Source organism: Opitutus sp. GAS368, assembly GCF_900104925.1.
Taxonomy (GTDB): domain Bacteria; phylum Verrucomicrobiota; class Verrucomicrobiia; order Opitutales; family Opitutaceae; genus Lacunisphaera.
This window is the reverse complement of sequence record NZ_LT629735.1, coordinates 3,491,944-3,514,767: the sequence shown is the minus strand read 5'-3', so window position 1 is coordinate 3,514,767 and position 22,824 is coordinate 3,491,944. Positions and strand designations below refer to the sequence as shown.

The following is a 22,824-nucleotide window of genomic DNA, read 5'->3' as shown; positions in this document are numbered from 1 at the left end:
GCGGTCAGTTCGGGGGGACGGGCAACGAGGCAAACGGAATTCGGCGAAGCCGCAAGCGGGAGAGGCGGCCGATCTCCGCATTGCCGGCCACGTAAGAGAGCAGCACCGCATCATCGGTAAAGTGGATCGCCGTGTAGCAGTACCACCCCGTGAGATCGTCCTCGATCACCTGGGACGGTCCCCAAGTCCTGGCCCCGTCGGTCGAAAACGCCACCGCCAGCGGCGCGCGCTGCTTCGGGTTCGCCGGCGCCGGCACCTTGCCGGAATGATCGTTGTAAACCACCATGAGGGTGGCCGAATGCGGCAGCCGCTTGATGCTCGCCGGCGACACGGGGGATTTCAATTCAGTTGGGCGGGGCAGGCTCCAGCTCACACCATTGTCCTTGGAAATGGACTCATATTGCGCGCCCTGGTCGGTGCGGAACCAGGCATAGACCGAACCATCGGAAAGTTCGACCACGCCAGGCTCCTGCAGGCCCGAGGTGCTCAGTGCGGGAATCGCCCACCACGTGTCCGACTCCTTCCACGAGGCGCCCTCGTCGTCCGAGTAATACCAGATCGCGAGGGCGCGAGGATCCCACGACGACTCCTCATCCGCGACGCCCCGGCTCCGATGAAAACCGAAAGGAACGATGATCCGCCCGGTCTTGGTCTGGATGACGCGATCGTTGTTCAGGACAAAGTAACCCGGCGCGGCGGTCACGGGCCTGGGCTCGGACCAGGTGCCCCCTTCATCGCTCGAGAGCGATATCATGGCGTGGCAGTCCAGCCATTTGCTCCTCTTCACGGCGTAGAAGCGCGCGATCTTGCCGCTGGCGAGCCGGAGCAGCGAAACGCTCATGACATTCTGATAAGTGCCGGTCGGGACCACCACCTTGGGCTGGCTCCATGTCCGCCCCTGATCGTCCGAATGGATTTCAGCAATAGCCGAGGGGCTGTGATCCTGCTGGCCGTCTGAAAACTGCGAGTACTCGAACAGGATCCGCCCGGAGCGAAGCGTCAGATAGCTGCCTTCGGAATTCCGGGGATGCTCCGGCGTCGGATCAAGATCGTGGGGCGGCAAACTCGCCGCGACACTCGAAACAGAGAGAAGGCCGGCGGCAATACCCACGAGGAGCATCCGCCGTGACGGGGAGAAAACTTTGTCGGCAAGGGTAATAGTAGGAGTAGACATCGGGTTCATCATGGGACGGCTGAAGCAGCCTGAAAGGATCGACTACATGGCAAATAAGCTTACCTGTTCCGGTCCGGCGAGACCACTCGTCCGCCGTTGCAAACGGCGCAGTGATGGAACCCGGCGACCGATGATATCGGCAGCAGACGGATCAACCGAGCAAGACCGGGGCATCAGCGTGACATCAACGTATCTTTCCCATCCGTCAGCCATTCCACGTTGAAGCGGGCGAAGGTGATTTTCTCATAAGGGTCCTTTTCCCCGCACTCGTAGAGGCACCCCGCGCTCTGATCGGGGAGCCCGGTCAGGCACGAATAGGCGGCGGGGCCCGGGTGGATCGACTTCGCTGCCACCCAAGTGCGTCCCTCGTCGAAGCTCAGACGCACGGTCAGATTCTCCCGCTTCAGGCTGGCGGGGTTGGCAAACAACAGCCGGCTACGATCAGGCGTGGAAGCGCCCGTGAGCCGGCATAGGCTGCCCTGACAGCGCGGCTCGATCAGCGCCGGATCTTCCACCGGAGGCGACCAGGTCGCGCCACCGTCCTTGCTGTAGGCCACTTTGCGGGCGTTGCCCGCCATGCCCCTCATGTTGATCATCAGGGTGCCATCGGTCAGCTCCGCGACCTGGCATTCGTTCGCGCCGCCGGCACCCTGGACCGGCGCTCCCATCTTCCACGTCTTTCCGTGGTCATCGCTGTAGCACACGAACGAGGTCGCCGTCTCGGGCGTGGCGCGCGGGCGGCGATAGTCGGCGTTGTATCGGGGCAGGATCAGCCGGCCGTTTCTCATCTGGATGCCGTTGCCCACCCCGGTGGAGCCGGCAGCCCAATCCGGCCGCTTCATCATCGGTGTGAAATCCTTAGGCCCTGACCAGGTGAGGCCGTCGTCGTCACTGGTGATCGTTTTGAATTGAAAGGTTGCGCCCGCAACTCCGTCGGCGGCGTTTTGACTGCCAACCCCCTCGGGGGCGTAGACACTGAAAATCCACAGGGTGCCCGTCTGGCGGTCCACCAGCCCGCAGGAATCCGCGACGGCCCCCTTGCCGTTGTCAACCAGCGTCCGCAGCGGTCCCCAGGTTTTCCCGCCGTCAACGCTGCGCTTCATGACCAGATCGATACGATTCGGCGGATCACCGGCCCTCTCCATCCGGGCGTCGCAGAAGGCGACCAGCGTGCCTTGGTTCGATGTGATGATCCCGGGGATGCGGTATTGGAACACGCCGTCATGCCCGGCCACGAACACGTCGGTTTGCTCCAGCAATGCCGGTGCGGCGCAAGTTTGCGCCGGGAGCAAAAAGACCAGCAGCAACGGGACGAGGCATCGGGCGCGCGAAACGGTGAAGGATGATTTCATGATAGGTTGGAACATAAGGGTGGACAAACGCGTGAGATTGCGGGGGGCCCGGGGATTTTCTTGCCGGCGGGCATGGGACTAGATTCCCGGACGCCACGCGGTCACCGCCATCGTGCGATGGCCGGCCATGGTTTCCCCGGAAACAAACACCCATTCATTCCCCACGCTCACGATCGGGGCGCTCACCACCGGCTCGAGCCAGGCCTCGGACCACAGGCGCCACTCATGGCGGGTGACATCGAAATAGATGATGTCCTCGGGCACGCGCCGGTCACGCGGGGTCTTGCCGACCTGCCGGCCATCGACTCCGCCAAATACAAAGACCCGGCCTGGCCGAGGCGAGACCGGCGCCGGCGAGGGCGCGGCCACAACCGACCAGGGCAAGTCCGGCAGCTTTTCCCATCCCTTGCCGGGACGGTAGCGATAAGCGTCCGTAAGGTAATTCAGCACGGCCTGCTTCCCATCGGCCCCGGTATTCATCTCGAGTCCGCTGATCAGGTAGACGGCTCCATCCAGTGCGGCCATCACGGCGAGGGCCCGGGACGGCCCGGGCCAAGGAGCCAACGGCTGCCAGCCGGCGGCGAGGTTCGCCAGATCCAGGCAGTAGAAATGATTGGTGCTGACCCGCGGAGTGCCGGCGGCATAGCCGCCGGCGAGGTAGACTTTGCCATCGAGCACCGTCGCGGCCGGGCTGGCCAGTGCCACCGGCAAGGAAGACGCGGGCTTGATGGCCATCTTCCCCCCTTGCCAGCTTAGCATCAGGGCGTCCTGGAAAACCCCGGTGGAATTCTCACCCCCGATGGCCAGCACGCCGGCGGGCACGCTGACGACCGCGGCGTATGCCCGCGGAGCCGGCAGCCGGCCCACCGCCCGCCATTCCGCGCCCTCCAGGGATCGCGCGTAGATCTCATCATAGGTCCGTTTCACCCCACCCTCCCACGGCGGACGATCGGGAAAATTGGCGCCACCCGCCGCAATCAGCATGCCGTCGTGAAACCCGGCGATCACCGCGGCGACGCCAGGCGATCGCGGATAGACGGGCAATTGGCGCCAGGCATCGCCTTCGGGCCGCTCCGACGCCAAGGAGAATCGCAAGGCCCGGCAGGCAACCCATCCACCCCCGTCGGCGACAAGGTAGACCGCCAGCAGGTTGTCGCCCTGCACCCGCAGCGCCACGGCCAGGATCTCCGCGTCGGGCGGATCGTCGGCGAAGGCCATGTCCTGGCAGCCGCCGTCAGCGGCCCGACTGATGATCAGACCCGCACTGGGAAACGCCGGCCGCACGCCGGGGGCCCGGCGTGCGCTGCGCAAAATCACTTTCCCTCCGCCATGCTTGACCTCGGCCAAGATGCCCGGCGGCAGGTTCGCGTCCTCGGGGGCCGTCGTTGCCCGGTCGGGCGGAATCGCCACCGGCCTCGACCAATCGCCGGCTCCGATCGGCGCAACCGCCTGCAAACGGTCACCGGTGGAACTGGTCCAAGTCACGAACCAGTGGGTCCCGCCCGAAGCGAGCCCTGCCGACGGACGGGACGCGCCGGGGGCAGCCCGGCCAAGCAGAGCGGAGCAAACAGCGATGAGTGGTTTTGTCATGAAAGGGTTCCGCTTGTCCGCCGTCATCTCGCCCGGCGGCGGACAACCGCATGGTGGCCGCCAAGCCGGAAGCGGACCGGCCTCAAGCGGCTGTCACGGAGTCAGCCCCGGGCCGACATCGAAAACAACGCCGCCCGGCTGGTAATCCAGGCTAACCAGCCCGGGCCGAGGTATGCCGTGCGACCTCCCCGGTCTCATTCATGAACCTTCGCCGCCTTCCCGGCCGATACGGTCGGCCCCTTCGGCCGCGGACCGCAACGGCTGTCCGCGCGCGCCGTTGCTCATGGCTGGAACTGCAGCGAATAGAGATCCGCGTCGCTGAGAACCATGTGGAGCCGGACGGCCTGTCCGGCGGGAACCTTGATCTCCGAACGGCCGGACCAGGTGACGGTCCGGTCCAGCGTATCGCCAAAAAGCTCATCGCATTCCTTGAGGGAATAACCCGGCAGGGGCCGGCCGTCGGCGCCCAACAATTCGACCCGGATCGCACCCGCGGCTGAAGTGGAGAAATTGACCGAAAGCTTTCGTCCCGAAAACCGCAGGGGCTTAGTGACAAATTCACCCGGTGACTGACGCGCCTGCAGTGAGACAAACCCGTCGATCCTCAGCGTGTGCCGCCGCAGCCGGGTCGGTCCCTTCCAGTGATCCTCATGGATGTAGAGCGAGAACTCCGGTTCGGTCGTGGGATCCTCGGCCGGGGTCTCAATCAGTCCCAGACCGACGAAGCCATCGCCATACACCCAGTTGTTCTTGCGCTGCGGACCGGGGCGGATGAACGCCTCCCCCCAGCGATCGAAGCTCACGCCGTCCCGGCTGCTCATGAACATGGCATCGGTCACGACCGAGCCATAGCGGTGGGAAAACTGCATGCGTCGCTGCCGATGCTCCGGATCCGGCAGGGTGCGCATCGCCTCCGGCGAAAAGTCGCGGTCAACGTAACGCGCGGGAAAGCCGACGAACAGGTGCGGGGCACGCGCGTATGGCTGGATGCCGTTGATATAAAGGGCTTCGTCCGGCGCTTTGCCAAACTGCACGCGCCGGGGTTCGCTCCAGGTCCGGAAGTCGGTGGAGGTCGTGACCAGGATGTCGCGGATTCCCGTTTTTGTGTCGTTGGTGGGCTGGCCATCGCGATCATGAAAGTCGCGCAGGTAGCACCAGTAATGGCCGCGCAGGGGGTCCCAGAAGGCGTTGTTCTGGGAGTCGAATTTTCCGCGCGTGATGACGGGATTCCCGGCCAGGTAGGACCAGTGCGTGCCATCTGCCGACTTCAGCGCGAACAGACCGCCGGGGCCCGCCGCCATGGCCTTATATTTTTCCTCCGGCGGGCAAGCCGGGTTGGCATCCCGGAAAGGGGTGAAATTGTCCAGCTGCGGTCCGGACCAGACGATATTGTTCCGCTTTGAACCGTGAAACTCGAACAAGCCGAGTTCGGGCCTCACCCAATGGATGCCATCGCGGCTCTCCGCATAACAGGCGTAAATCTCGCGGCTCCGGGCCGTGATCGGGTCCTGATGCAGCGTTGTGCCGTCCGCATTCGTCAGCTCGTTGCCTATGTAATACATCCTGATCAGATCCCCTTCCCGGATCAGCGTCTCGAAATCACTGCCGCTGCCTTCCCAAGGCGCATCGCGGACCATCACGATCTCCCGGGGCGTCGGCGTATGCAGTCTCAGCTCGAGTCCGCTTTTCTGGGCGATCAGGAACTCGTCCACCATCAGTTCGCGCCGCGCGCCCAGGTCGATCACCTCGTCCTGGTTGGGTTCCACCGCGCGGATGGAACCGGCGGCGGCAAGCAACAGGAGCAGGGCGGAAAGGAGCGGGACGTGAGGCCGGTTCATCGCAGGATTCGTTCGCAAGGGATGGGGAGACCACTGGGCGCGTCTTTTATGGCGCGGCGTAGCGAGCCGCGACAAAAGAAGACTTCTGGTAAGAATACCTGACCGGCGCGCGCAATCCCGCTGGCCATCCGACCGGTGGAAACATGTCCGGCCCGAAACGCCCGCACCAAAGCGTCGTGCCTTTCTCGGCCAATCCCGCACGTCCCCCCGGCACCGCATCATCCGGCCCTCCATCGGTCGGTGCGGAGCGGCCCCGATCGCTTAGCGTCCCGGCCGAAAATCCTTCCACGGCCGCAGGGCCTCCCGCGGCACCACTTTGCCGTTGACCGGAAACGGCGGCCAATGCCCGCCGAGCAGGGCTTCCACTGAATCCGTCACCGTGCCGTGCAGATGCCGCATTGAATCCTGCGAGGAAGCCGCGTAATGCGGCGTCAGGGTGACCTGTTCAAGCGTGCGCAACGGGCTGGGGGCGGGCAATGGCTCCACCTCGAACACATCAAGGGCCGCGCCCCCCAGCCTGTCCTGCTGCAGGGCCCGGACCAGCGCAGCTTCATCGATAATCCCGCCGCGACTTGTGTTCACCAGATACGCGGTCGGCTTCATCAGCCCGAGCGTCTGCTCGTTCATCAGGTGCCGGGTCTCCACGTTCAGCGGCAGATGAAGGGACAGCAGGTCCGACTCGCGCAGCAGCTGATCGCGTGAAACCAGTTCAATCGGAGAACCGGGAGGAAGGGACTGCACGTAGGGGTCGGCCACGATGATCCGCATGTTAAACCCGGACATTTTTCGCGCAACGGCCTGGGCGATCCGCCCCCAGCCCAATAGGCCCAAGGTCAGACAGGCGACGCGACGCAGCGGCTGCTGCGGATCGTAGCCGACCCAACCGCCCGATCGGATCCTTCGATCGAGGACGGCGATCCGGCGGGCCGCCGCCAGAATGAGGGCCGTAGAATGATCCGAAACCTCCTCCGTGCAGTAGTCCGCCGAGTTGGCCACCACCACGCCTTGCCGCGTCGCTTCCACCAGATCGATGCTGTCGACCCCAACACCATACCGCACGATGGCCTGGCACTTCGGCAGCGCCGCGATGACCCGGGCGTTCAGCGGGGTGTCCGCGTTTTCGAAGAGAACCACCGCCGCGTCCCGGCAGGCCAGGATGATCTCGTCCTCCGTGCGCGCCCGCCGCAGGACAAGGTCGGCGCCGGCGGCCTCGATGCGCCGGCGCTCCAGCTCATACGTGAAGTTGCAATCTACATTTACGATCTGCGGGCGGCTGGGCATGGGCGGACGGGGGTTGGCGGTTAAAGGTGCTTTTACCGGGGAACGATCCTGACGCCAGGGTGCCGTTGCCGACAAAAATTATCCCATGGTAACATTTCCTAACCGGTCGTCCAGGCACGCCGGTGCCCCGCCCGGGCCACTGGCCATAAAATTTTACCTGTGGTTGCTCCTGTTCCCGCATTGCCGGGTTGGCGCCGGCGCCCGATGGTGTCGTCCGTTACGATCAGCTCGCAGCCGATCGCCGCCCCTCCCGTCCGGAACCATCCTCCATCATCCCATGCGCGCCTCACTCATCCGCTCCCGGCTGCAACAGGGTCTCCCCGCCCGCATCGCCGCCCTCTACTACCCCACGGCGATGATGCCGGCCCATGCCGCCCGGGCGGGGTTTGACGCCCTCTGGCTCGACGCCGAGCACAACACCTGGGACCGGCGCGAGATCCAGCGCCTGGCCGCCCTCCATCATCTCGCCAACATCGACTGCCTCGTCCGCACCGGCAGCCGCAATGCCAACGAGCTCTACCATCTGCTCGAGGACGGGGTGACCGCCCTGATGATTCCGCTGGTCGATACCGCGGAGGACGCCGCCCACCTCGCCGCCGCGGTCAAATTCCCGCCCCTTGGCCAGCGCGGCCTCGACGGCGCCAGCCTTGACAACAACTTCTATCTCGGCGCCGCCGACAAGTATCCGGCGGCGGCCAACACCGAGACCTTCCTGATCCTGCAGATCGAGACCCCCGAGGCACTCGCGAATCTCGACCAAATTGCCGGCACGCCGGGCGTGGACGGACTCTTCCTGGGACCCGGCGACCTGTCCATCCGGCTGGACTGCCCCATGGACTGGAGCCACCCCAAGATGACCGGGGCCGAGGACGCCGTGGCCGCAGCGGCGGCAAGACATCGCATCGCCTGGGGGCGGCCCGCCGGGAATGTCGAGCAAATCGCGCGCATCGTCCGGAAAGGCGGCAAGCTTATCGCCCACGGCAGCGACTTTGGCGCGATCATGACAATGCTGCCCGTCTATGCGAAAAATCTCTCGGATGGCATCGCCCGATCATGACGGCCGTTACCCGCCTGCGCCCCATGGCCGCCGCATTCCTGGGCATGGCCGCGACCTTTTCTCAGGCCCAGCCCGCTCCTGAACCGACACCCTTGGCCGACCTCGTGACCCTGCAGGCGGAGCTTGCGCAACCGTCCAAGCCGCTGACTTGGGTAATCTCGGGAGACTCGATCACTCAGGGGGCGAAGTGGCTGGGCCGCGAGCGGTCCTATCCCGAGTTGATCCAGGAACGTGTCCGGTGGGAAATGAACCGTCGCCGTGACTTTTTCGTCAACTCCGCCATCTCGGGCGAAAAGACGGCCGGGCTGCGGGCCGACTTCGCGTGGCGGGTGCTGCGCTTCCATCCGGATGTCGTCTCCATCATGATCGGTATGAACGATGCCGTTGCCGGCCCGGCCGGGCGCGCCGCGTTCGAGGCCGAACTGCGCGAAATGGTCCGGCAGGTCCGTGTCGCCGGGGCTATTCCCCTGCTCCACCGCACCAATCCCGTGGACACAGACAACCCCGACACTCTCACGCGCACCGACCTGCCCGCCTACAATGAAATCATCGCGCAGGTGGCCGGTTCCACCGGCACGATCCTCATCGATCATTGGACCCGCTGGCTCGAGGCCAGGCCGACGGTCGCGGGGCGGCGCGAATGGCTGGCGGATCCGATCCATCCGAATGGCGCCGGCCATCGCCAGTTCGCGATCGAGTTTTTCAAGGCGATCGGGCGCTACGACTCCGCCGCCGCAAGCACCCGGCCTTGAACTCGGGCTGACGCCGTCTTCCCGTGGCCGCCCGACCCGGCCCACCTCAATCCCCATGCCCGCGTCCACTCAGCCCTCGGCCGCTTCCTTCCAACCTCCCCCCGGTGCCTGGCTGACCGTGGCCCTGCTCTGGGTCACCGCGGGCCTGAGCTATCTCGACCGACTGATGGTCACGACCATGCGTGGTTCGCTCAACGCGGCGATTCCCATGACCGAGGCGCAGTTCGGTTTGCTCACGGCGGTCTTTCTCACCGTTTACGCCATCTGCAGCCCATTCGCCGGCTATTTTGCGGACCGGTTTAATCGCAGCCGCGTCATCATCGGCAGTCTCTTCCTTTGGTCCCTGGTCACCGGCCTGACCGCCTGCGCCAGGACCTATGAACAGCTGCTCATCACCCGGGCACTCATGGGTGTGACCCAAGCCGCGTGCATGCCGGCCTCCGTCGCACTCATCGTGGAATACCATCGGGGGGCCACCCGCTCGCTGGCCTCCGGCTTGCTTCTCAGCGGCGCCATGAGCGGCGGCGCGCTGGCCGGACTGGGCGGATCTCTGGCGGAAAGCCATGACTGGGCCTATGCCTTTCAGCTCTTCGGCTTGGTTGGCGTGGGATTCTCGGGGCTGCTGCTGGCCTTGCTGCGCGATCCTCCCGCGACGGAAGGCGCGCCCTCCACCAAGGACGCCGTCCCCACCCTGCGCATCGGCGAGGCTTTCACCCACCTTCTGACCAACCGCGGCTATCTCGTCATGCTCGTCTACGCCTGCGTGCTTGGCGTGGTCAGCTGGTCGGTCGTCGGCTGGATGCCCACCTATATCAAGGAACACTTCAATCTCTCCCAAGGGGCGGCCGGCCTGTCCGCCACGATCTACCTGAACGTCGCTGCCCTGGTCGGCATGCTGGTCGGTGGCGCCTGGGCCGACCGCTGGAGCCGCACGAACGAGCAAGCCCGCATCCTCGTGCCGGTGGTCGGCCTCTGCCTGGCCGCCCCGGCTGTGCTGCTTATCGCCAATACCGGGACGCTGGCCCTGGCCCTGGGCGGTCTGGTCGTCTACGGGATGGCGCGGAATTTTGCGGACGCCAACCAGATGCCGATTCTCTGCCTGGTCGTGGACGCCCGTTACCGGGCCATGAGTTGGGGTCTGTCGACTTTCTTCAGCTGCCTCGTGGGCGCCGCCGGCATCTACGTGGGCGGACTCCTGCGGGATGCCCAGATCGACGTCAGCCGGGTCTTCCAGTTCGCCTCCGCCAATCTCCTGGTCTGCGCCGGGCTGCTCTTCGCCCTGCGCCGCCGGAAAGCCGCCCGCGCGGCCTGACCCGCCCGGGCTCCCTCGGCCCGCGGGCTACTGGTCAGTTCGTTTTACCTGTATAAAAGCTTTCCTGGTCATGACATGTTACCAATGGTGTGGCGTATCAATCAACCGCGCATGACCGTCCGCCCGCTTTCGTCCAGATGCGATCGTTTACAAGCCCGTTTCCGCGTAGCGTTCGATGAACGCGCGGCACTCCTCGGTCAGCGGGTAGCCCAGGAAACTGCTGGTTGTCGTGAACAATCCGCGGCGCATCATGTAGTATTTCAAGCCGGTGAGCCAGCAGGCGATGGACTGGCCGCCGTAAATCCCGTAGAGGATGCGCTTCATGTCGGCATCGAGCGCTTGGGCCTCGGCCAATTGGTTCGCGCGGAAAAGCCGGACCATGCGATTGAGTTGCGGACCCACGGCCGCCGCTCCGCCAAACATGAAACCATCGTATCCGACCTCAAGGTATTCGAAGCACCGGAACTCATCGCCATTGAAAAGTTGCAGCGCGGGCTTCTCCTGGCGGGCGGCCAGGGCCGCGGCGCGGCGCGCCTTGTCACCGGAGCTGTCTTTCACCAGATGCACCTTGGGCAGCAGGTAGATTTCCTTCAGCCGGGCCTCGGGAATGACCACCGGGCGGTGCTTCCCCAGATCATAGATCCCCACCGGCAGCGGGCTGGCATTTACGGCCTCGGTGAAGTGCGCCACCACGCGCTCCGGCGTCGCATTCAAGAACGTCGCTGGCGCGGCGATGATCACATAATCCGCGCCGGCCTCGGCCGCCGCTTGGGTGTTATCCAGGATGCGCGGCACCGAATTGTCGGAAGCCTGCATGGCAATCTTCAGCTTGCCGCCGGCCGCTTTTACCGCAGTCCGCACCAAGACCTGCCTTTCCCGGTCCTGCAGCCAAGGCCCCTCGCCGCAGGTGCCGGCCAGGAACAATCCGTGCACGCCGTGACGAACGGCGTCTTGCACCATTCGCTCAACCGAGGGCACGTCCACGCGAAAATCCGGGGTGAGCGGAGTCGGTGCAGCAGACCATATTCTTACGGAGGGCAGCAATTTCATCGTCTCTTAAGCAGTCACAGCGCCCCCGCTTCAACTATCATAAACTACTGGTAATTATTTATGAACAGCTCCCCACTCCCCTTTGAGATCCCCAAACGTATGTCGTTGGCGGCCCAAGCTGCCGACTCGATCAAGCAGGCGATCACCGACGGCACTTGGCGGGAATACCTCCCGAGTGAGCGCCGCCTATGCGGTATGCTGCGCGTGAGCCGCCCCACCATTCGCACTGCGCTGCGCATGCTTTCCGAGAAGGGAATGGTCGAAATACACCAGGGCCGACGCAACCGCCTGTTGTCCCAACCACGTCAGGCCCCCAAACGGCAGAGCCGGCTCATCGGCCTCGTTACCCCCGAACCATTCACCCATCTGGCAGTCGCCACCTACCAAATCATCAGCGAAATGCGCGGGCACCTCTCCGAGCAGGGTTTCACCACTGAAGTGCTAGTATGCCAGGCACAAAGCGTGCGAGCGCAGCGGCGCAAACTCGAGGAATTTGTCCGGCATAACCGGGTCCTCTGCTGCGTGCTCCTTTCCGTCAGCAAGGATCTTCAGCAGTGGTGCTCCGAAAATTCGGTGCCGGCCCTCGTGCTCGGCTCCTGCCACAGCGAGGTCAAGCTGCCCTCGCTGGACATCGACTACCGCTCGGTCTGCCGTCACGCCGGTGGCATTTTCCTCTCGAAGGGTCATCGCCGGATGGCACTGGTTGTGCCCCATTCAGGGGTGGCTGGCGATCTCGCCAGCGAGGTCGGCTTCATGGAGTCCATCCAACTCAACCGTCAGATCGACGCCCGGGCGAGCATTGTGCGCCACAACGGAACGGCCCAGAACATCAGCGCCAAGCTGGACGTCTTGTTCAACTCCGCCCACGCCCCCACCGCCTTGCTCGTGGCCAAGCCCCAGCACGTGTTCATCGTCATTCTCTACTTGCTAAAGCACGGCCTGACCGTTCCGGATACCGTCTCCTTCATTGCTCGCGACCATGACCACATTTTCGAGACGGTCAGCCCGCCGATCGCGTATTACAGTCCGCAGGACGACACCTTCGCTCACCGGCTTTCCCGATTGATGCTCCAGATGGTGAATCACGGCAATCTCGAGCCGCAACCCAACCTGATCTTCCCTAAATACTTCCCTGGCGGGACCGTGAAACAACTTGGCTGAAACCCCGGGCGGCGGAGCGTCCCGCCCGCCCGGGCGCCAGTCACGACATCTTGGCATACGGGTCCGTCAGCTTGCTGTAGCGATTAAGGCGGGCTCCAGTGGCGAACCGGCGCGTAACTTTGAGAAGCTGGCGCTCTTCGATCGGGGCGAGGAGTATACATCCTGCCATAGTGCCACAGAGCGTGACTCGCCGCCAACCTTCACCCGCAACCCTTGCGGCGGATGAGGGCGAGGTCGGGACACCCTGCCTGAGTCGGTTCAACCTACGGTGAGTCTGCGTCCCGCGAGCTAGTTGGGCCCATGCCCAGTTCCACGACGGCCTGGGCTTTGACGACGTGGGCGTTCCTCCTATTCCGGCTGTTCGCCCGAGGCAACGGAGCCCTGCCCGCCACGGCGACCTGCTCCGAGATCCGCTTCATCGCGGAGAACTTTTGAACGTTTCCCAGCCAAATACGTCTTATTCCTCGTTCAATAGTTTAGGTGTTAGGGTAACGTCAGTGTGTTAGAAATCAAAGGGCCGTCCAGGGGTGGACGGCCCTTGTTGCTTACCTCCGCCGTGCATTCGCGGGCTTCAGCAGGTGCGCTTGCCCGTAGACGGAGCTAATTCTGTCACTTCTGACTCGGATATTGAGAGTGACTGGGAATAGGCTAAATCAAAACTGACGGGTTCTTCATATGTCCCGGCGCTTCATTATCGCGGAGCATGCCGACGTGGTCGGCCAACCTTGCAATGCGCGGGATTGCGCGCACCTTGATGAGCGGACGTCCCCTTCTCAATTCCCAGCAGGGAAGAGATCGATCGCGGCGTTATGGTCACCCAGGCGAATCACCCGCGCGAGCCGATCGTGCGCTGGCGTTCCCAGTTCCGGGACGAGCACCACTGTCATACCCGCCCAAAGTGCGGCTGTTGCACCGTTCACAGAGTCCTCGAAAGCAACGCAACTGGTGGGATTGCAACCCAAACGGGCGGCGGCCTCGAGATAGATTTCTGGGCCCGGCTTGCCCCTTGCAATCTCGTCGCCTCCGACCACCACCTGGAAGTAGTCAGTCAATTTTGCTGCCGCCAAGGTATCAAGTGCCAGTTGCCGGGCCGAGGACGTCGCCACCGCGAGAGGCATCTTTTGTCGGGCTAAATGATCGAGCAAACTTCGCACACCAGGCCGTAAGGCATGACCTTGTTTGGCTACCATGGTGTCGTAGTGGTGCTGCGAAAGGTCCACGAAGCTTTCGGCCTGCTCGCGCCCAGACCACATTTCGGCCAGCTTTATGATGGTGTCGTGGCGGTTAAGTCCAATCAAGCGGGCATAGACCTCGTCCGTAAGTGCAATTCCCAACTCCCGGGCAGCTTGCCGCCACGCGTCGCGGTAGATGCCCTCGGATGCAATCAAAGTGCCATCGAGGTCAAAGATAACGCCTTCAGGGTTCAGTTGCATTCGCGAGCGGCTTGGGCCGGTGTCCGAAGTTTTGAGCCTGTCTGTTTAACCCCATGGGCTCAGCGCGCGGACCACCCGCCGTCGATGGCGATCGCCGCCCCCGTGATGGAACGTGCCGGCTCACCGCAGAGAAAAACCGCGAGCGCGGCGACCTCCTCCACCTCCACGAAGCGACGACTGGGCTGGGCGGCGAGGATCACGTCACGAATCACTTGTTCCCGCGGCAGCCGGTGCAGCTGCGCCTGGCGCTCGATCTGCCCCTCGACGAGCGGCGTCCGCACGTAACCGGGGCAGATCGCGTTACAGGTGATCGCGGTTTCTGCCAGTTCAAGCGCCACGGTCTTGGTGAGGCCGATCTGCCCGTGTTTCGCGGCGACGTAGGCGCTCTTGAAGGGCGAAGCCACGAGGCCGTGGACCGACGCCAGGTTGATGATCCGGCCCCAGCCGCGCCGCCTCATGCCGGGCACCACGGCGCGGATCGCGTGGAAGCTGGAGCCGAGAATGATCTCCTGGATGCGCGCCCAATGCTCCGGCGGAAAGTCCTCGACCGGGGAGACAAACTGGATGCCGGCGTTGTTGACCAGGATGTCGAGCCGGCCGAAAATCCTCTCGGTGTCGGCCACCAGCCGCGCCGCCTCACCCACCCCGCCCAGATCGGCGTCATGCGCATGCACCTGCACGCCGGTCTCCCCGGCCAAGGTCGCGCGCAGCTGCTCGATCTCGGCGGCCGGCCCGAGCCCGTGCAACATCACGTGCGCGCCCTCGCGAGCCAACGCCCGGGCCAGGCCGAGCCCGATGCCGCTGGTTGAACCGGTGACCAGCGCAACCTTGCCCTTCATTCCCGCACCCTCCCCCGGCGCCACAGCCGGCGCAAATCCGCCGCTACCTTCACCGTATCCCGCCAAGTGTCGGGAAAACCGCTTAGCCGATAGGCCGGCACGGCATGGCCGACTTCTGCGACAACCATGAGCGGCCCGGCGGACGTCGGACGGTCGCGCTCGTGGGCGAGGAGCGCCGCCGCGTAGCGTAGCCAGTCCCGGTATTCCGGCGTGCGCCGGCCGGCGGCATCGAGCGCGGGCAGCTGGCAATGATGGCCGTTGAACGGGCGGAGATGGAACTGGGTCGCCGCCCGCAGCAGTGCGGCCGGCCGGGCCAGCCGCGTCCACAACTCGGTGGGCGCCAGGTGGCGCACCACGGCGAAATGCGAATGATCCAGGCACAGTGGCAGGTTCTCACCGGTGGCGCGCCGGTAGGTTCGCGCCAGCGCCAGCGTGGTCTCCGGCGTCTCCGTGCAGGTTCCGCGGTGGGTCTCGATCGCGAAAGGCAGGTGCACCCGGCGGGCAGCTCGCCGGACTTTCTGCGCGGCCTTCAGAGCGGCGGGCAATGGCGTGTCGTAGCCGCAGAGCTGGACGCACAGCCCCACTGCCCCCAGCCGGCGTGCGGCGGCGAAGGTCGGCGCCCATCGTGTCCTCCCGCCGGCACTCGTGACTGCGAGGTAGAGCAATCCCGCCCGTTCCCCCATCTCGGGAATGGGCGGGGAAAAGACCCCGTCAAAGCCGGCGTCACGAATGGCCGCAAACTTCTTTGTCCAAGACCACTCGCGCGATTTCGACGGATACTGCCGCAGCGACCAGAGCGAGGCGAAGAGCAGGAGCCGTCGTGACCGGCCTGCACTGGAATCGCCGGTGCCGCCGACGGCGCGCTTTGGGCTGGTCTTCATGGCAGCGGGACGAGGCGGGAAACTACGCGAGCTTGTCGTCTGGATCCGTCGCCTTGTTATAGCGGTCGAGCGTCGTCCCCGGTGGCCGCCAATGCGGCAGGGTGCGCACATCCTTGGAACCCGAACGGGCGCCCACGGCGGAGTGGCCGCCGGGCGTGCCCGCCGGCCGCATCTCCCACCAGCACTGGCCGCGGTGGTTGTGCTCGTGATCGATGACGAAGCCCGCCTCTCGCATCATGGGCCCGGTCCAGCCCATACAGTGGTCGCAGTAGTCCCGGTAGCTCTGGAGCCCGTTGCGCAGCAGGAAGCCCTTCGAGGGACAATCGTGCATGTCGATGCGGAAGAAGTCCGGACCGGAGGAAATCGAGAACCCGAGGTCCGGGGATTCCTCCACCAGCGTATGGCCCCAATACTTGACCATGCCGGCGAAACCTTCGCGTCGAATCGCGTCGCGCGCATGCCGCTGCGAATCGTGGTTGATCGCCTCGTTCCAGTAGTCGCGCACGAGTGCGTGGCCGCCGGCCTGCTCCAGCCAGTCGAAGGTCCACTCGTAATGGGCGCAAAAATCGTAGCAACCGATCATGACCGGGCCTCCTTGATCTCGACCAGATCCTGCGGGGGCAGCCCTGCCGCCGGGTGGGCGAAGGTGTGACAACAGCTGCCGTTGCCACCGCGGAGCCGCATGGTCAGGCCCGCCGCTTGCGCCCGGGCCGCACCGAGGAAATAACAATGCTGGCAGAAGACGGGCACGATCTCCCGCCCACCCTCCCGCAGGTGCTTGATCTGGGGGCACTCGCTCACGTGGACCTCGACGCGGTCCGGTCGCTCAACCACCTCGGTAACGGCCCCGGGTTCGGCGGCGAAGAAATCACGCCAGTAGCGGGCGACGGCCGGCAGCCCCCCCTCGCTCCAGATACGGTTGACCGGGGTGTAATACCCATGCCCTAGCTGCTCAAGATAACGGATCCAGCCCTCGCGGCCCAGACGCGCAATGATGAAGCGGAACGTGGCGTTGATGGCGAAGTAGAAGTCTGGTGAACCTTGGGGCTTCGTATCCCGGTAGGGCAGCGAGGTGGTGGTGGCTTTGCTCATCTTGGTGTTCCTTGGTTGGCGGACGCCGGTTCGAAAAGATCGGCGCGATAACCCAGTCCGTCGGCGCCGCTGACCGCATCGGCGATCTGCCGGCGGCACTCCGCGGTCAGCGGATAATCCAGCAGGTTGGCATTGGTGGAAAAAATTCCCATCTGCACCAGCAGTTCCTTCAACCCGGTCATCCAGCACTCGATCCCGGACCCGCCGTAGACCCGCAGCATCAGGTCGTTCATGCGCGCCTGCAGCCGGGCCGCCCCGGCCGTATCACCCGTCCGCACGGCGCGGATGATCCGGTGGGCGAGGCTGGCGTTGAAGATGCCGCCGCCAAGCAGGAGACCGTCGTAGCCGGCCTGCAGGTAGCTCACGCAGTCGAATTCGTCGCCATCGAGCAGCACCAGCGCCGGCCTCAACTTGCGCGCGGCCAGGAAAGCGTCACGATGCGCCGGCGACTGCGAACTGTCCTTCACCATGACGATGTTGGGTTCCGTGAGGAATTCGGCGAGATGGGTCTCCGGCATGACATAAGAGCCGGCCTCGCCCCGGTCATAGAATCCGACCGGCAGCGGGCTGTGCCGGGCGATCTCCCGGTAGAAAGCCAACTGGCGGTCCGCCGTCCCGTTCAGGAAGAAATAGGGCTGCGCCACGACGGCGATCTCGGCGCCCCACGCCGCAACCTGCTCGATATTGGCCAGCGTGCGGACCGCCGAATTGTCGGTCACTTGCGCGGCAATCCGCAGGCGCCTTCCCGCCGCGGCCGCCGACGTCCGGACCATCGTCTCGCGATCCCGGTCGGACAACCAAGGGCCCTCTCCGCAGGTGCCAGCGAGCATCAGGCCGGTCACGCCCATTTTCACGTGGTGCTCCACCAGGCGATGCACCGAGGGAACATCAACGCGCCGATCCTGCGTCAGTGGCGTCGGGGTTGCCGACCAGACCATTCCTGCGATTCTTTTTTTCGTCATGGTATGAAAGAATGATGGGTGGCGCCGGGTTTCACGTCCCGGCGGCCCGGGCCCCGGCGTAAACCGCCACGGCCTCCACCCGGGGTTGCACCTCACGTTCCGCGTGGACCATCGCCAGCAGTGCCACCGGCACCTTCGGAAACAATCCCGCCGCGACCGCGGCAAACGCCGCGGCCCCCAGGCAGGCGCGCTCGGGGCAGCGCGGGGCCACCACCGTGGCGTTGAGGATGTCGGCGTTGATCTGCAGCCATTCCATGCTGCGGGCGCCCCCGCCAGTTGCGATCACCCGTGAAACGGGCCGGGGCGGCTGCAGCCGCTGGAGCAGGGTCCGGTGCGTGGTGCTGATGCGCTCCATGATGCCCCGCACCATGCCGCCGAGGCGGCGGTCGGGGTCTTGGGACCGAGCGGCGGCCGGGGCGGCGGCGGGGGGCACGGTCGCCGCAAGGGCGGTCAGCTGCGCGAGCGTCAGGTGCGGCGCAAATTGGCGCTGGCAATCCTCCAACTGGGCCGCGCCCGCCGGATCGAAGGCCAGACGGTAGAAACGCCCGTCAAAATGTGGCCCGTGGTAGCAGTGCGCAACCGGCTCGACCCGATCCACCAGCTGCAGCGCGGCGAGGACCGTGCCCGTTGATATGCTCGCATCACCCAGCCGATCGATTCCTGTGCCGATCGCGGCCATGTAGTGATCGAGCCCGCCCACCGCAAACGGCACGCCAGGCGGCAGTCCCAGCAGTTCCCTCGCCCGGGGCACCGTCTTTCCACAGGGCGATCCCGGCGACAGTGGCCTGCATAGGGCGGTGGTCGGGACACGGAAAAAATCGATGGCTGCTGGCCACCAACCACCCTCCGCTGTGGCATACATTCCCGTCAAGGCGGCGGTGCTGGCATCTCCCGCCGCTTCCCCCGTGAGGGCGAAAGTAAAATATTCGGGCAGCGTCATCACGCGTGCCGTCCGGGCCCAGAGTGCGGCCTGCTGCGCCTGGAACCAGCGCCACTTCACCGCGGCAAATTCCGCCCCCAGGCCGGCAAAGCCGGTGGTGCGCTGGAATTGCGCAGTGTCGCCAAACGCCGCCACCGCGGGATCCACCGGGTGGGCCCGTCGGTCGCTCCAGATCACCAGCGGGGTCAGTGGTTCGTCCTGGCGATCGAGCAGGACGAAAGTGTTCGCCTGGGAAGAATAAGATAGCCCGGCAATCTCGGCGGACGTCGCCTTGGCTTGCGCCAACGCCTCGGCCAGCCCCGCACGCAACAGCTGCCAGAACCTGTCTACCGGCAGTTCACTGCGGCCGGGCAGCGGCGAGACCTTGTCGACGGCGATCCGGCCGAGCCCGCGGAGGTCGCCGGTCTCCTCGAAGAGACCCACCTTGAAGTAAGAGGTGCCGAAGTCGATGCCGAGCAACAGGGCCATGGAAGCAAGAAGGGTCTAGTCTTGGGCGGCCAGCAAGCCGAGTGTGGCCGCCACCACGCGCCGGCCGTTGTCCGCGCCGAACACCGCGTTGGTCGCCTCATAGGTCCCACGGGCCACCGCCTCGGGTGTTACGATGTAGCCCTGCAATTCACCGTTCGCCATGGTGATGACAAAGGTATTGGGGCTGAGGCCCTTCACCTCGAGGGCATACTCCACGAAGAACTCCCCGGGCCAGAAAACAAATTTCCACGTCCCGAGCTCGAACACCTGGATCTCCGCCGGCGAACACTGGTTCGCCGCCGCCTGCAACCGTCCGTCCAGAGCAGCTTGGGCCAGTGCAACCGTCTCCTCCGCGCCAAACCAGTCGCACTCGGCGGTGCGCACCGCCGTCCGCGGCGCTTGGGCCGTGCGCAGCGACCGGAACTTTTCCAATGCGGCCTTGGCCTGGGCCTCCGCTTGCGCCACCGCGGGAAGCACGCGCAGCTGCAGCGGAACGTGCGCCCGCCGGACCCGCAGGGGGCAGCTCCGGTGAAAGGCGATGCGCCGCATGGCGTCGGCAACGGCCGCCCCCAACAGCTCGCCGAGCCGCTGCGCCTCCGCAAAAGTGTTGGCCTTGGTGACATGACGCGGGCTCTGGTTGCCCGAGGCCCCGTTGTGATACAGCACCGGGCAGTGTTCCGGCACCAGCCCGTGCCGACGCAGGTATTGCCGGGTGAAATGGGGGAAATCGCCGCTGATCAGCGTCGAGTCCTCGTGCAGCACGGTGGTGTGCATCGCATAGGCCAGCATGCACGCGATGGGCCGCTGGTCGGCCAGCGCCCGCACGACCAGCACCGGGACCGAGCGATCCGCCGGGCCGGCCGGATCATGGCGGTTGGTCCCCACGCCCTCGGCCTGTGCCACAACAAGGCCCGCCTCGGCCGGCTGCGCCGACCGGATCGCCGCACAACCGGCCTCCACCATGCTGTCGGCCACCCACTGCAGGTAGCTGGGATCCGCCTTCGGCACCACGGGATCCGCATGGTGGCTCAGGCCGTCAACCGTCACCGGGCCTGAGTGCGTGTGCGTGGCGGTGATGGCGATCGCCTCGGCGGGCACGCCGGTCTTGATGCTGATCCGGCGGCGCACATCGCCGCTCAATTGCCTGCTGACGAAGATCAGGTCGTTCGCGATGAACAGCACCGCCTGCCCCTCCTGTCGCAGATAAAGGGCCGCGGATTCCAACCGGTCGTGGACCCCGGTGCTGAGCCGCGGGACATGGGGGTAACCATAAAGGAACACCCGGTCTTGCGGGGTGATATCGGAAGTGGCCGCGCCGGCATGCAGGGCGGTGGCCGTGGAGTGGAGGCGGGATTGCATTGGGACGACACCCGACTGTGCCGGGCGGACCGAAGCTGTAAATGTTATTATTTGTTGTTTATTGTATTAATTTGACATTTCCGAACATTAATCGCCCACTCGCCTGAGTGAAAAACCTCCCGTCAGCGGCCCGCCAAGCCCAGATCCGCGAGCGTCTCTCGGCGCACCCGGGAGTCTCCGTCTCGGAATTGGCGCGCAAGTTCGATGTCAGCGAAATGACGGTTCGCCGCGATCTCGCCGCCCTTGAAGGCAAGTCGCACATCCAGCGCACCCACGGCGGCGCCATGCTCACGCAACGCATGATGCTGGAGTTCGACTACCGGGCGCGGCGGGAGCACAACCGCCCGCTGAAGCAGGCCATCGCGGCCGCCGCCCGCAAGTTGATCCAGCCCGGCCAACGCCTGATCCTGGACAACGGCACCACCACTCTCGAGCTCGCCTCCCTGCTCAAGGACGGCCAGGATCTCACCGTCATCACGCCGAGTCTCGCCGTCGCTTCCGAGTTGCAGCACGCTGCCGGCGTCGAGGTGATCCTCCTCGGCGGCGTCATCCGTCGCGGCAGTCCCGATCTGACGGGCCCCGTCACTGAACATTGTCTTGAACTCTTCGCCGCCGACTACGCGTTCCAAGGCGCCGACGGCATCGGGGCCAATGGGGCCATCTACAACTCCGACCTCCGCCTCGCCTGCGTTGACAAGATCATGCGCCGGGTGGCGCACAAGTCCTGCGTGCTGGCCGACCACACCAAGATCGGCCTCACCGCCCTCGCCTGCTCCGGCACCCTGGCCGACGTGGATTTTTTCATCACCGATACCGCCACCCCCGCGGCCGCGCTGAAGCGCTTCGCCAGGCTCGGGCCCAGGATCATCACCGCCAAACCCTGAACCATTTCCCATGAACCACTCCGCCACTGCGCCGTTCTCCACCCTCGATTGGGGCCGCGTCGACCTTTCACGCGTCCCGCACCTGCCCGTGCCGCCCCCGGGCCCCCAGTCTCAACATTGGCACGCACGGTGCACCAAACACTTCAAGGGCCTCAGCAGCCAGGTGAAGCTCTTCCCCGTCTCCTTCGATTCGGGTGCCGGCTGCGTTCTGCGCGACGTGGACGGCAATGAATACATCGATTTCTCCTCGGGTATCTACGTCACCACGCTAGGGCACTGCCACCCGAAGATCAGCGAGGGCATCGCCAAGGCCGCCGGCCAGCTGATGAATGCCCACGACTTCACCACGCCGATAAAGACCGAGCTGATGGAGAAACTCGCCTCCGTCCTTCCCGGCGACCTCAATGGCTTCCAGCTCTATGACTGCGGCACCGCCGCTGTCGAGGCCGGCATCCGGGTGCTCCGTGCCGCCACCGGGAAGCACGAGACGATCAGTTGCTTCAACGATTTTCACGGCAAGACCTACGGTGCGGTCTCCCTTGGCCAGATCCGCTCGCACGTCTACGGCGCCGTCCGCGCGCCGGGTGCCCATATGGTGCCCCGCCCCGACGCCTACCGTCCCATTTGGACCAAACCGGACGGCACGATCGACACTGACGCCTACCTCCGCTTCTACGGCGAATACTTGGACAAAGCGACCATCGGCTCCGTCGCGGGCTTCGTCCTCGAGCCCATTCAGGGCTGGGGCGGCTCGGTCATGCCGCCCGACGATTTCTTCCCGAAGCTCCGCAAGTTTTGCGATGACCGGAAAATCCTCCTCATGGCGGACGAGGTGCTCACCAGCTGGGGCCGCACCGGCAAGTGGCTCGCCATGGAGCACTGGGGTGTCGTGCCCGACGTCGTCACCATGGGCAAAGGCTTCGGCAACGGCTTCCCCGTCACCTGCGTCGCCGTGCGCGAGAAATTCAAGGAAAGCTTCGAGAGCATCTCGGCCTCCAGCAGCTACGGCGGCAATCCCATGGCCTGCGCCGCCGCCCTCATCTCCACCCAGGTCATCGAGGAAGAGAAACTATTGGAACATGCCACCCACCTCGGCGAGCTCGCGCTCAAGCGCATGCAACAGATGAAGGCGCGCCACAAGATCGTGGGCGACGTCCGGGCCAAGGGCTGCCTCATGGGCATCGAACTCGTCAAGGACCGCACCACCAAGGAGCCCTTCGACAAGGCGGGCACCCTCGTTTACCAGAAGGCCTTCCGCAAGGGCCTCGCTTGGATCCCCGCCGGCCATATCCTGCGGATGAGCCCGCCGATCATCATGGACGAAGCCACGCTGCACAAGGGCCTCGACCTGATCGACGAGGCCATCGGCGAGACGGCCAAGGAACTGGGCTACACCTGA

General features: G+C 65.1%; 21 protein-coding genes. 7 read left to right on the top strand and 14 right to left on the bottom strand.

What is annotated here, in order from left to right:
- Positions 1-4 precede the first annotated feature (4 nt).
- From BLU29_RS14940 to BLU29_RS14920, 5 genes are all read right to left on the bottom strand, one after another.
- Complete coding sequence (locus BLU29_RS14940) at positions 5-1,174, bottom strand: sialidase family protein (protein WP_091061185.1); 1,170 nt, start codon at positions 1,172-1,174, stop codon at positions 5-7.
- Positions 1,175-1,347: 173 nt separating this feature from the next.
- On the bottom strand, positions 1,348-2,526 hold the full coding sequence (locus BLU29_RS14935; protein WP_157693920.1) for a sialidase family protein: 1,179 nt from the start codon (positions 2,524-2,526) through the stop codon (positions 1,348-1,350).
- A 78-nt stretch (positions 2,527-2,604) separates the two neighbouring features.
- Positions 2,605-4,116, bottom strand: coding sequence for a hypothetical protein (locus BLU29_RS14930; RefSeq protein ID WP_157693919.1), 1,512 nt, complete (start codon positions 4,114-4,116; stop codon positions 2,605-2,607).
- 281 nt (positions 4,117-4,397) lie between these two features.
- Positions 4,398-5,912, bottom strand: a complete 1,515-nt coding sequence (locus tag BLU29_RS14925; RefSeq protein ID WP_157693918.1) for a hypothetical protein — start codon at positions 5,910-5,912, stop codon at positions 4,398-4,400.
- A gap of 303 nt (positions 5,913-6,215) precedes the next feature.
- Positions 6,216-7,235, bottom strand: coding sequence for a C-terminal binding protein (locus tag BLU29_RS14920; RefSeq protein ID WP_091059542.1), 1,020 nt, complete (start codon positions 7,233-7,235; stop codon positions 6,216-6,218).
- A 277-nt stretch (positions 7,236-7,512) separates the two neighbouring features.
- Between BLU29_RS14920 and BLU29_RS14915 the strand changes: the two genes are divergently transcribed.
- The 3 genes from BLU29_RS14915 to BLU29_RS14905 are packed head-to-tail and all read left to right on the top strand — an operon-like array spanning position 7,513 to position 10,356.
- Entirely contained in the window at positions 7,513-8,292 is a 780-nt protein-coding gene (locus BLU29_RS14915; protein ID WP_157693917.1) for an aldolase/citrate lyase family protein, read from the top strand.
- A gap of 23 nt (positions 8,293-8,315) precedes the next feature.
- Positions 8,316-9,044: an SGNH/GDSL hydrolase family protein gene (locus BLU29_RS14910; RefSeq protein WP_157693916.1), complete on the top strand. Its 729-nt coding sequence runs from the start codon at positions 8,316-8,318 to the stop codon at positions 9,042-9,044.
- A gap of 55 nt (positions 9,045-9,099) precedes the next feature.
- On the top strand, positions 9,100-10,356 hold the full coding sequence (locus BLU29_RS14905) for an MFS transporter (protein WP_091059534.1): 1,257 nt from the start codon (positions 9,100-9,102) through the stop codon (positions 10,354-10,356).
- 147 nt (positions 10,357-10,503) lie between these two features.
- Here the strand turns inward: BLU29_RS14905 and BLU29_RS14900 are convergent, their stop codons facing one another.
- A complete protein-coding gene (locus BLU29_RS14900; protein WP_091059531.1) occupies positions 10,504-11,406 on the bottom strand; it encodes a dihydrodipicolinate synthase family protein in 903 nt (300 codons plus the stop codon).
- A 60-nt stretch (positions 11,407-11,466) separates the two neighbouring features.
- Here BLU29_RS14900 and BLU29_RS18715 point away from each other — a divergent pair, with 60 nt between their 5' ends.
- Both BLU29_RS18715 and BLU29_RS18710 read left to right on the top strand, forming a co-directional pair.
- Positions 11,467-12,567 (top strand): substrate-binding domain-containing protein, encoded by a 1,101-nt coding sequence (locus BLU29_RS18715; protein WP_091059529.1) that lies wholly within the window; start codon positions 11,467-11,469, stop codon positions 12,565-12,567.
- A gap of 300 nt (positions 12,568-12,867) precedes the next feature.
- Complete coding sequence (locus BLU29_RS18710) at positions 12,868-13,002, top strand: hypothetical protein (RefSeq protein WP_255401084.1); 135 nt, start codon at positions 12,868-12,870, stop codon at positions 13,000-13,002.
- A gap of 338 nt (positions 13,003-13,340) precedes the next feature.
- On the opposite strand, the gene BLU29_RS14890 is transcribed toward BLU29_RS18710, so the two are convergent.
- The 8 genes from BLU29_RS14890 to BLU29_RS14855 are packed head-to-tail and all read right to left on the bottom strand — an operon-like array spanning position 13,341 to position 20,541.
- Positions 13,341-14,000 carry an HAD family phosphatase gene (locus BLU29_RS14890; protein ID WP_091059526.1) on the bottom strand — a complete coding sequence of 220 codons (660 nt, stop codon included), beginning with the start codon at positions 13,998-14,000 and terminating at the stop codon, positions 13,341-13,343.
- Between the two features lie 59 nt (positions 14,001-14,059).
- Positions 14,060-14,839: a 3-hydroxybutyrate dehydrogenase gene (locus BLU29_RS14885; protein ID WP_091059523.1), complete on the bottom strand. Its 780-nt coding sequence runs from the start codon at positions 14,837-14,839 to the stop codon at positions 14,060-14,062.
- A complete protein-coding gene (locus BLU29_RS18185; protein ID WP_157693915.1) occupies positions 14,836-15,720 on the bottom strand; it encodes a hypothetical protein in 885 nt (294 codons plus the stop codon). Before BLU29_RS18185 ends, BLU29_RS14885 begins: the two co-directional genes overlap by 4 nt.
- 22 nt (positions 15,721-15,742) lie before the next feature.
- Positions 15,743-16,303, bottom strand: a complete 561-nt coding sequence (locus BLU29_RS14875) for a hypothetical protein (RefSeq protein ID WP_091059519.1) — start codon at positions 16,301-16,303, stop codon at positions 15,743-15,745.
- The gene (locus BLU29_RS14870; RefSeq protein WP_091059516.1) at positions 16,300-16,812 is read right to left on the bottom strand and encodes a hypothetical protein; all 513 of its coding nucleotides are present in this window, start codon (positions 16,810-16,812) and stop codon (positions 16,300-16,302) included. The genes BLU29_RS14875 and BLU29_RS14870 overlap by 4 nt, the downstream gene beginning before the upstream one ends.
- A complete protein-coding gene (locus tag BLU29_RS14865) occupies positions 16,809-17,774 on the bottom strand; it encodes a dihydrodipicolinate synthase family protein (protein ID WP_091059513.1) in 966 nt (321 codons plus the stop codon). The genes BLU29_RS14870 and BLU29_RS14865 overlap by 4 nt, the downstream gene beginning before the upstream one ends.
- A 31-nt stretch (positions 17,775-17,805) precedes the next feature.
- Positions 17,806-19,182, bottom strand: a complete 1,377-nt coding sequence (locus tag BLU29_RS14860; protein WP_091059511.1) for an FGGY-family carbohydrate kinase — start codon at positions 19,180-19,182, stop codon at positions 17,806-17,808.
- Between the two features lie 15 nt (positions 19,183-19,197).
- On the bottom strand, positions 19,198-20,541 hold the full coding sequence (locus BLU29_RS14855) for a neutral/alkaline non-lysosomal ceramidase N-terminal domain-containing protein (protein WP_091059509.1): 1,344 nt from the start codon (positions 20,539-20,541) through the stop codon (positions 19,198-19,200).
- Positions 20,542-20,648: 107 nt separating this feature from the next.
- On the opposite strand from BLU29_RS14855, the gene BLU29_RS14850 reads away from it, so the two are divergent.
- Positions 20,649-21,425 (top strand): DeoR/GlpR family DNA-binding transcription regulator, encoded by a 777-nt coding sequence (locus BLU29_RS14850; RefSeq protein ID WP_091059507.1) that lies wholly within the window; start codon positions 20,649-20,651, stop codon positions 21,423-21,425.
- A 10-nt stretch (positions 21,426-21,435) separates the two neighbouring features.
- Positions 21,436-22,824: an aspartate aminotransferase family protein gene (locus BLU29_RS14845; protein WP_091059505.1), complete on the top strand. Its 1,389-nt coding sequence runs from the start codon at positions 21,436-21,438 to the stop codon at positions 22,822-22,824.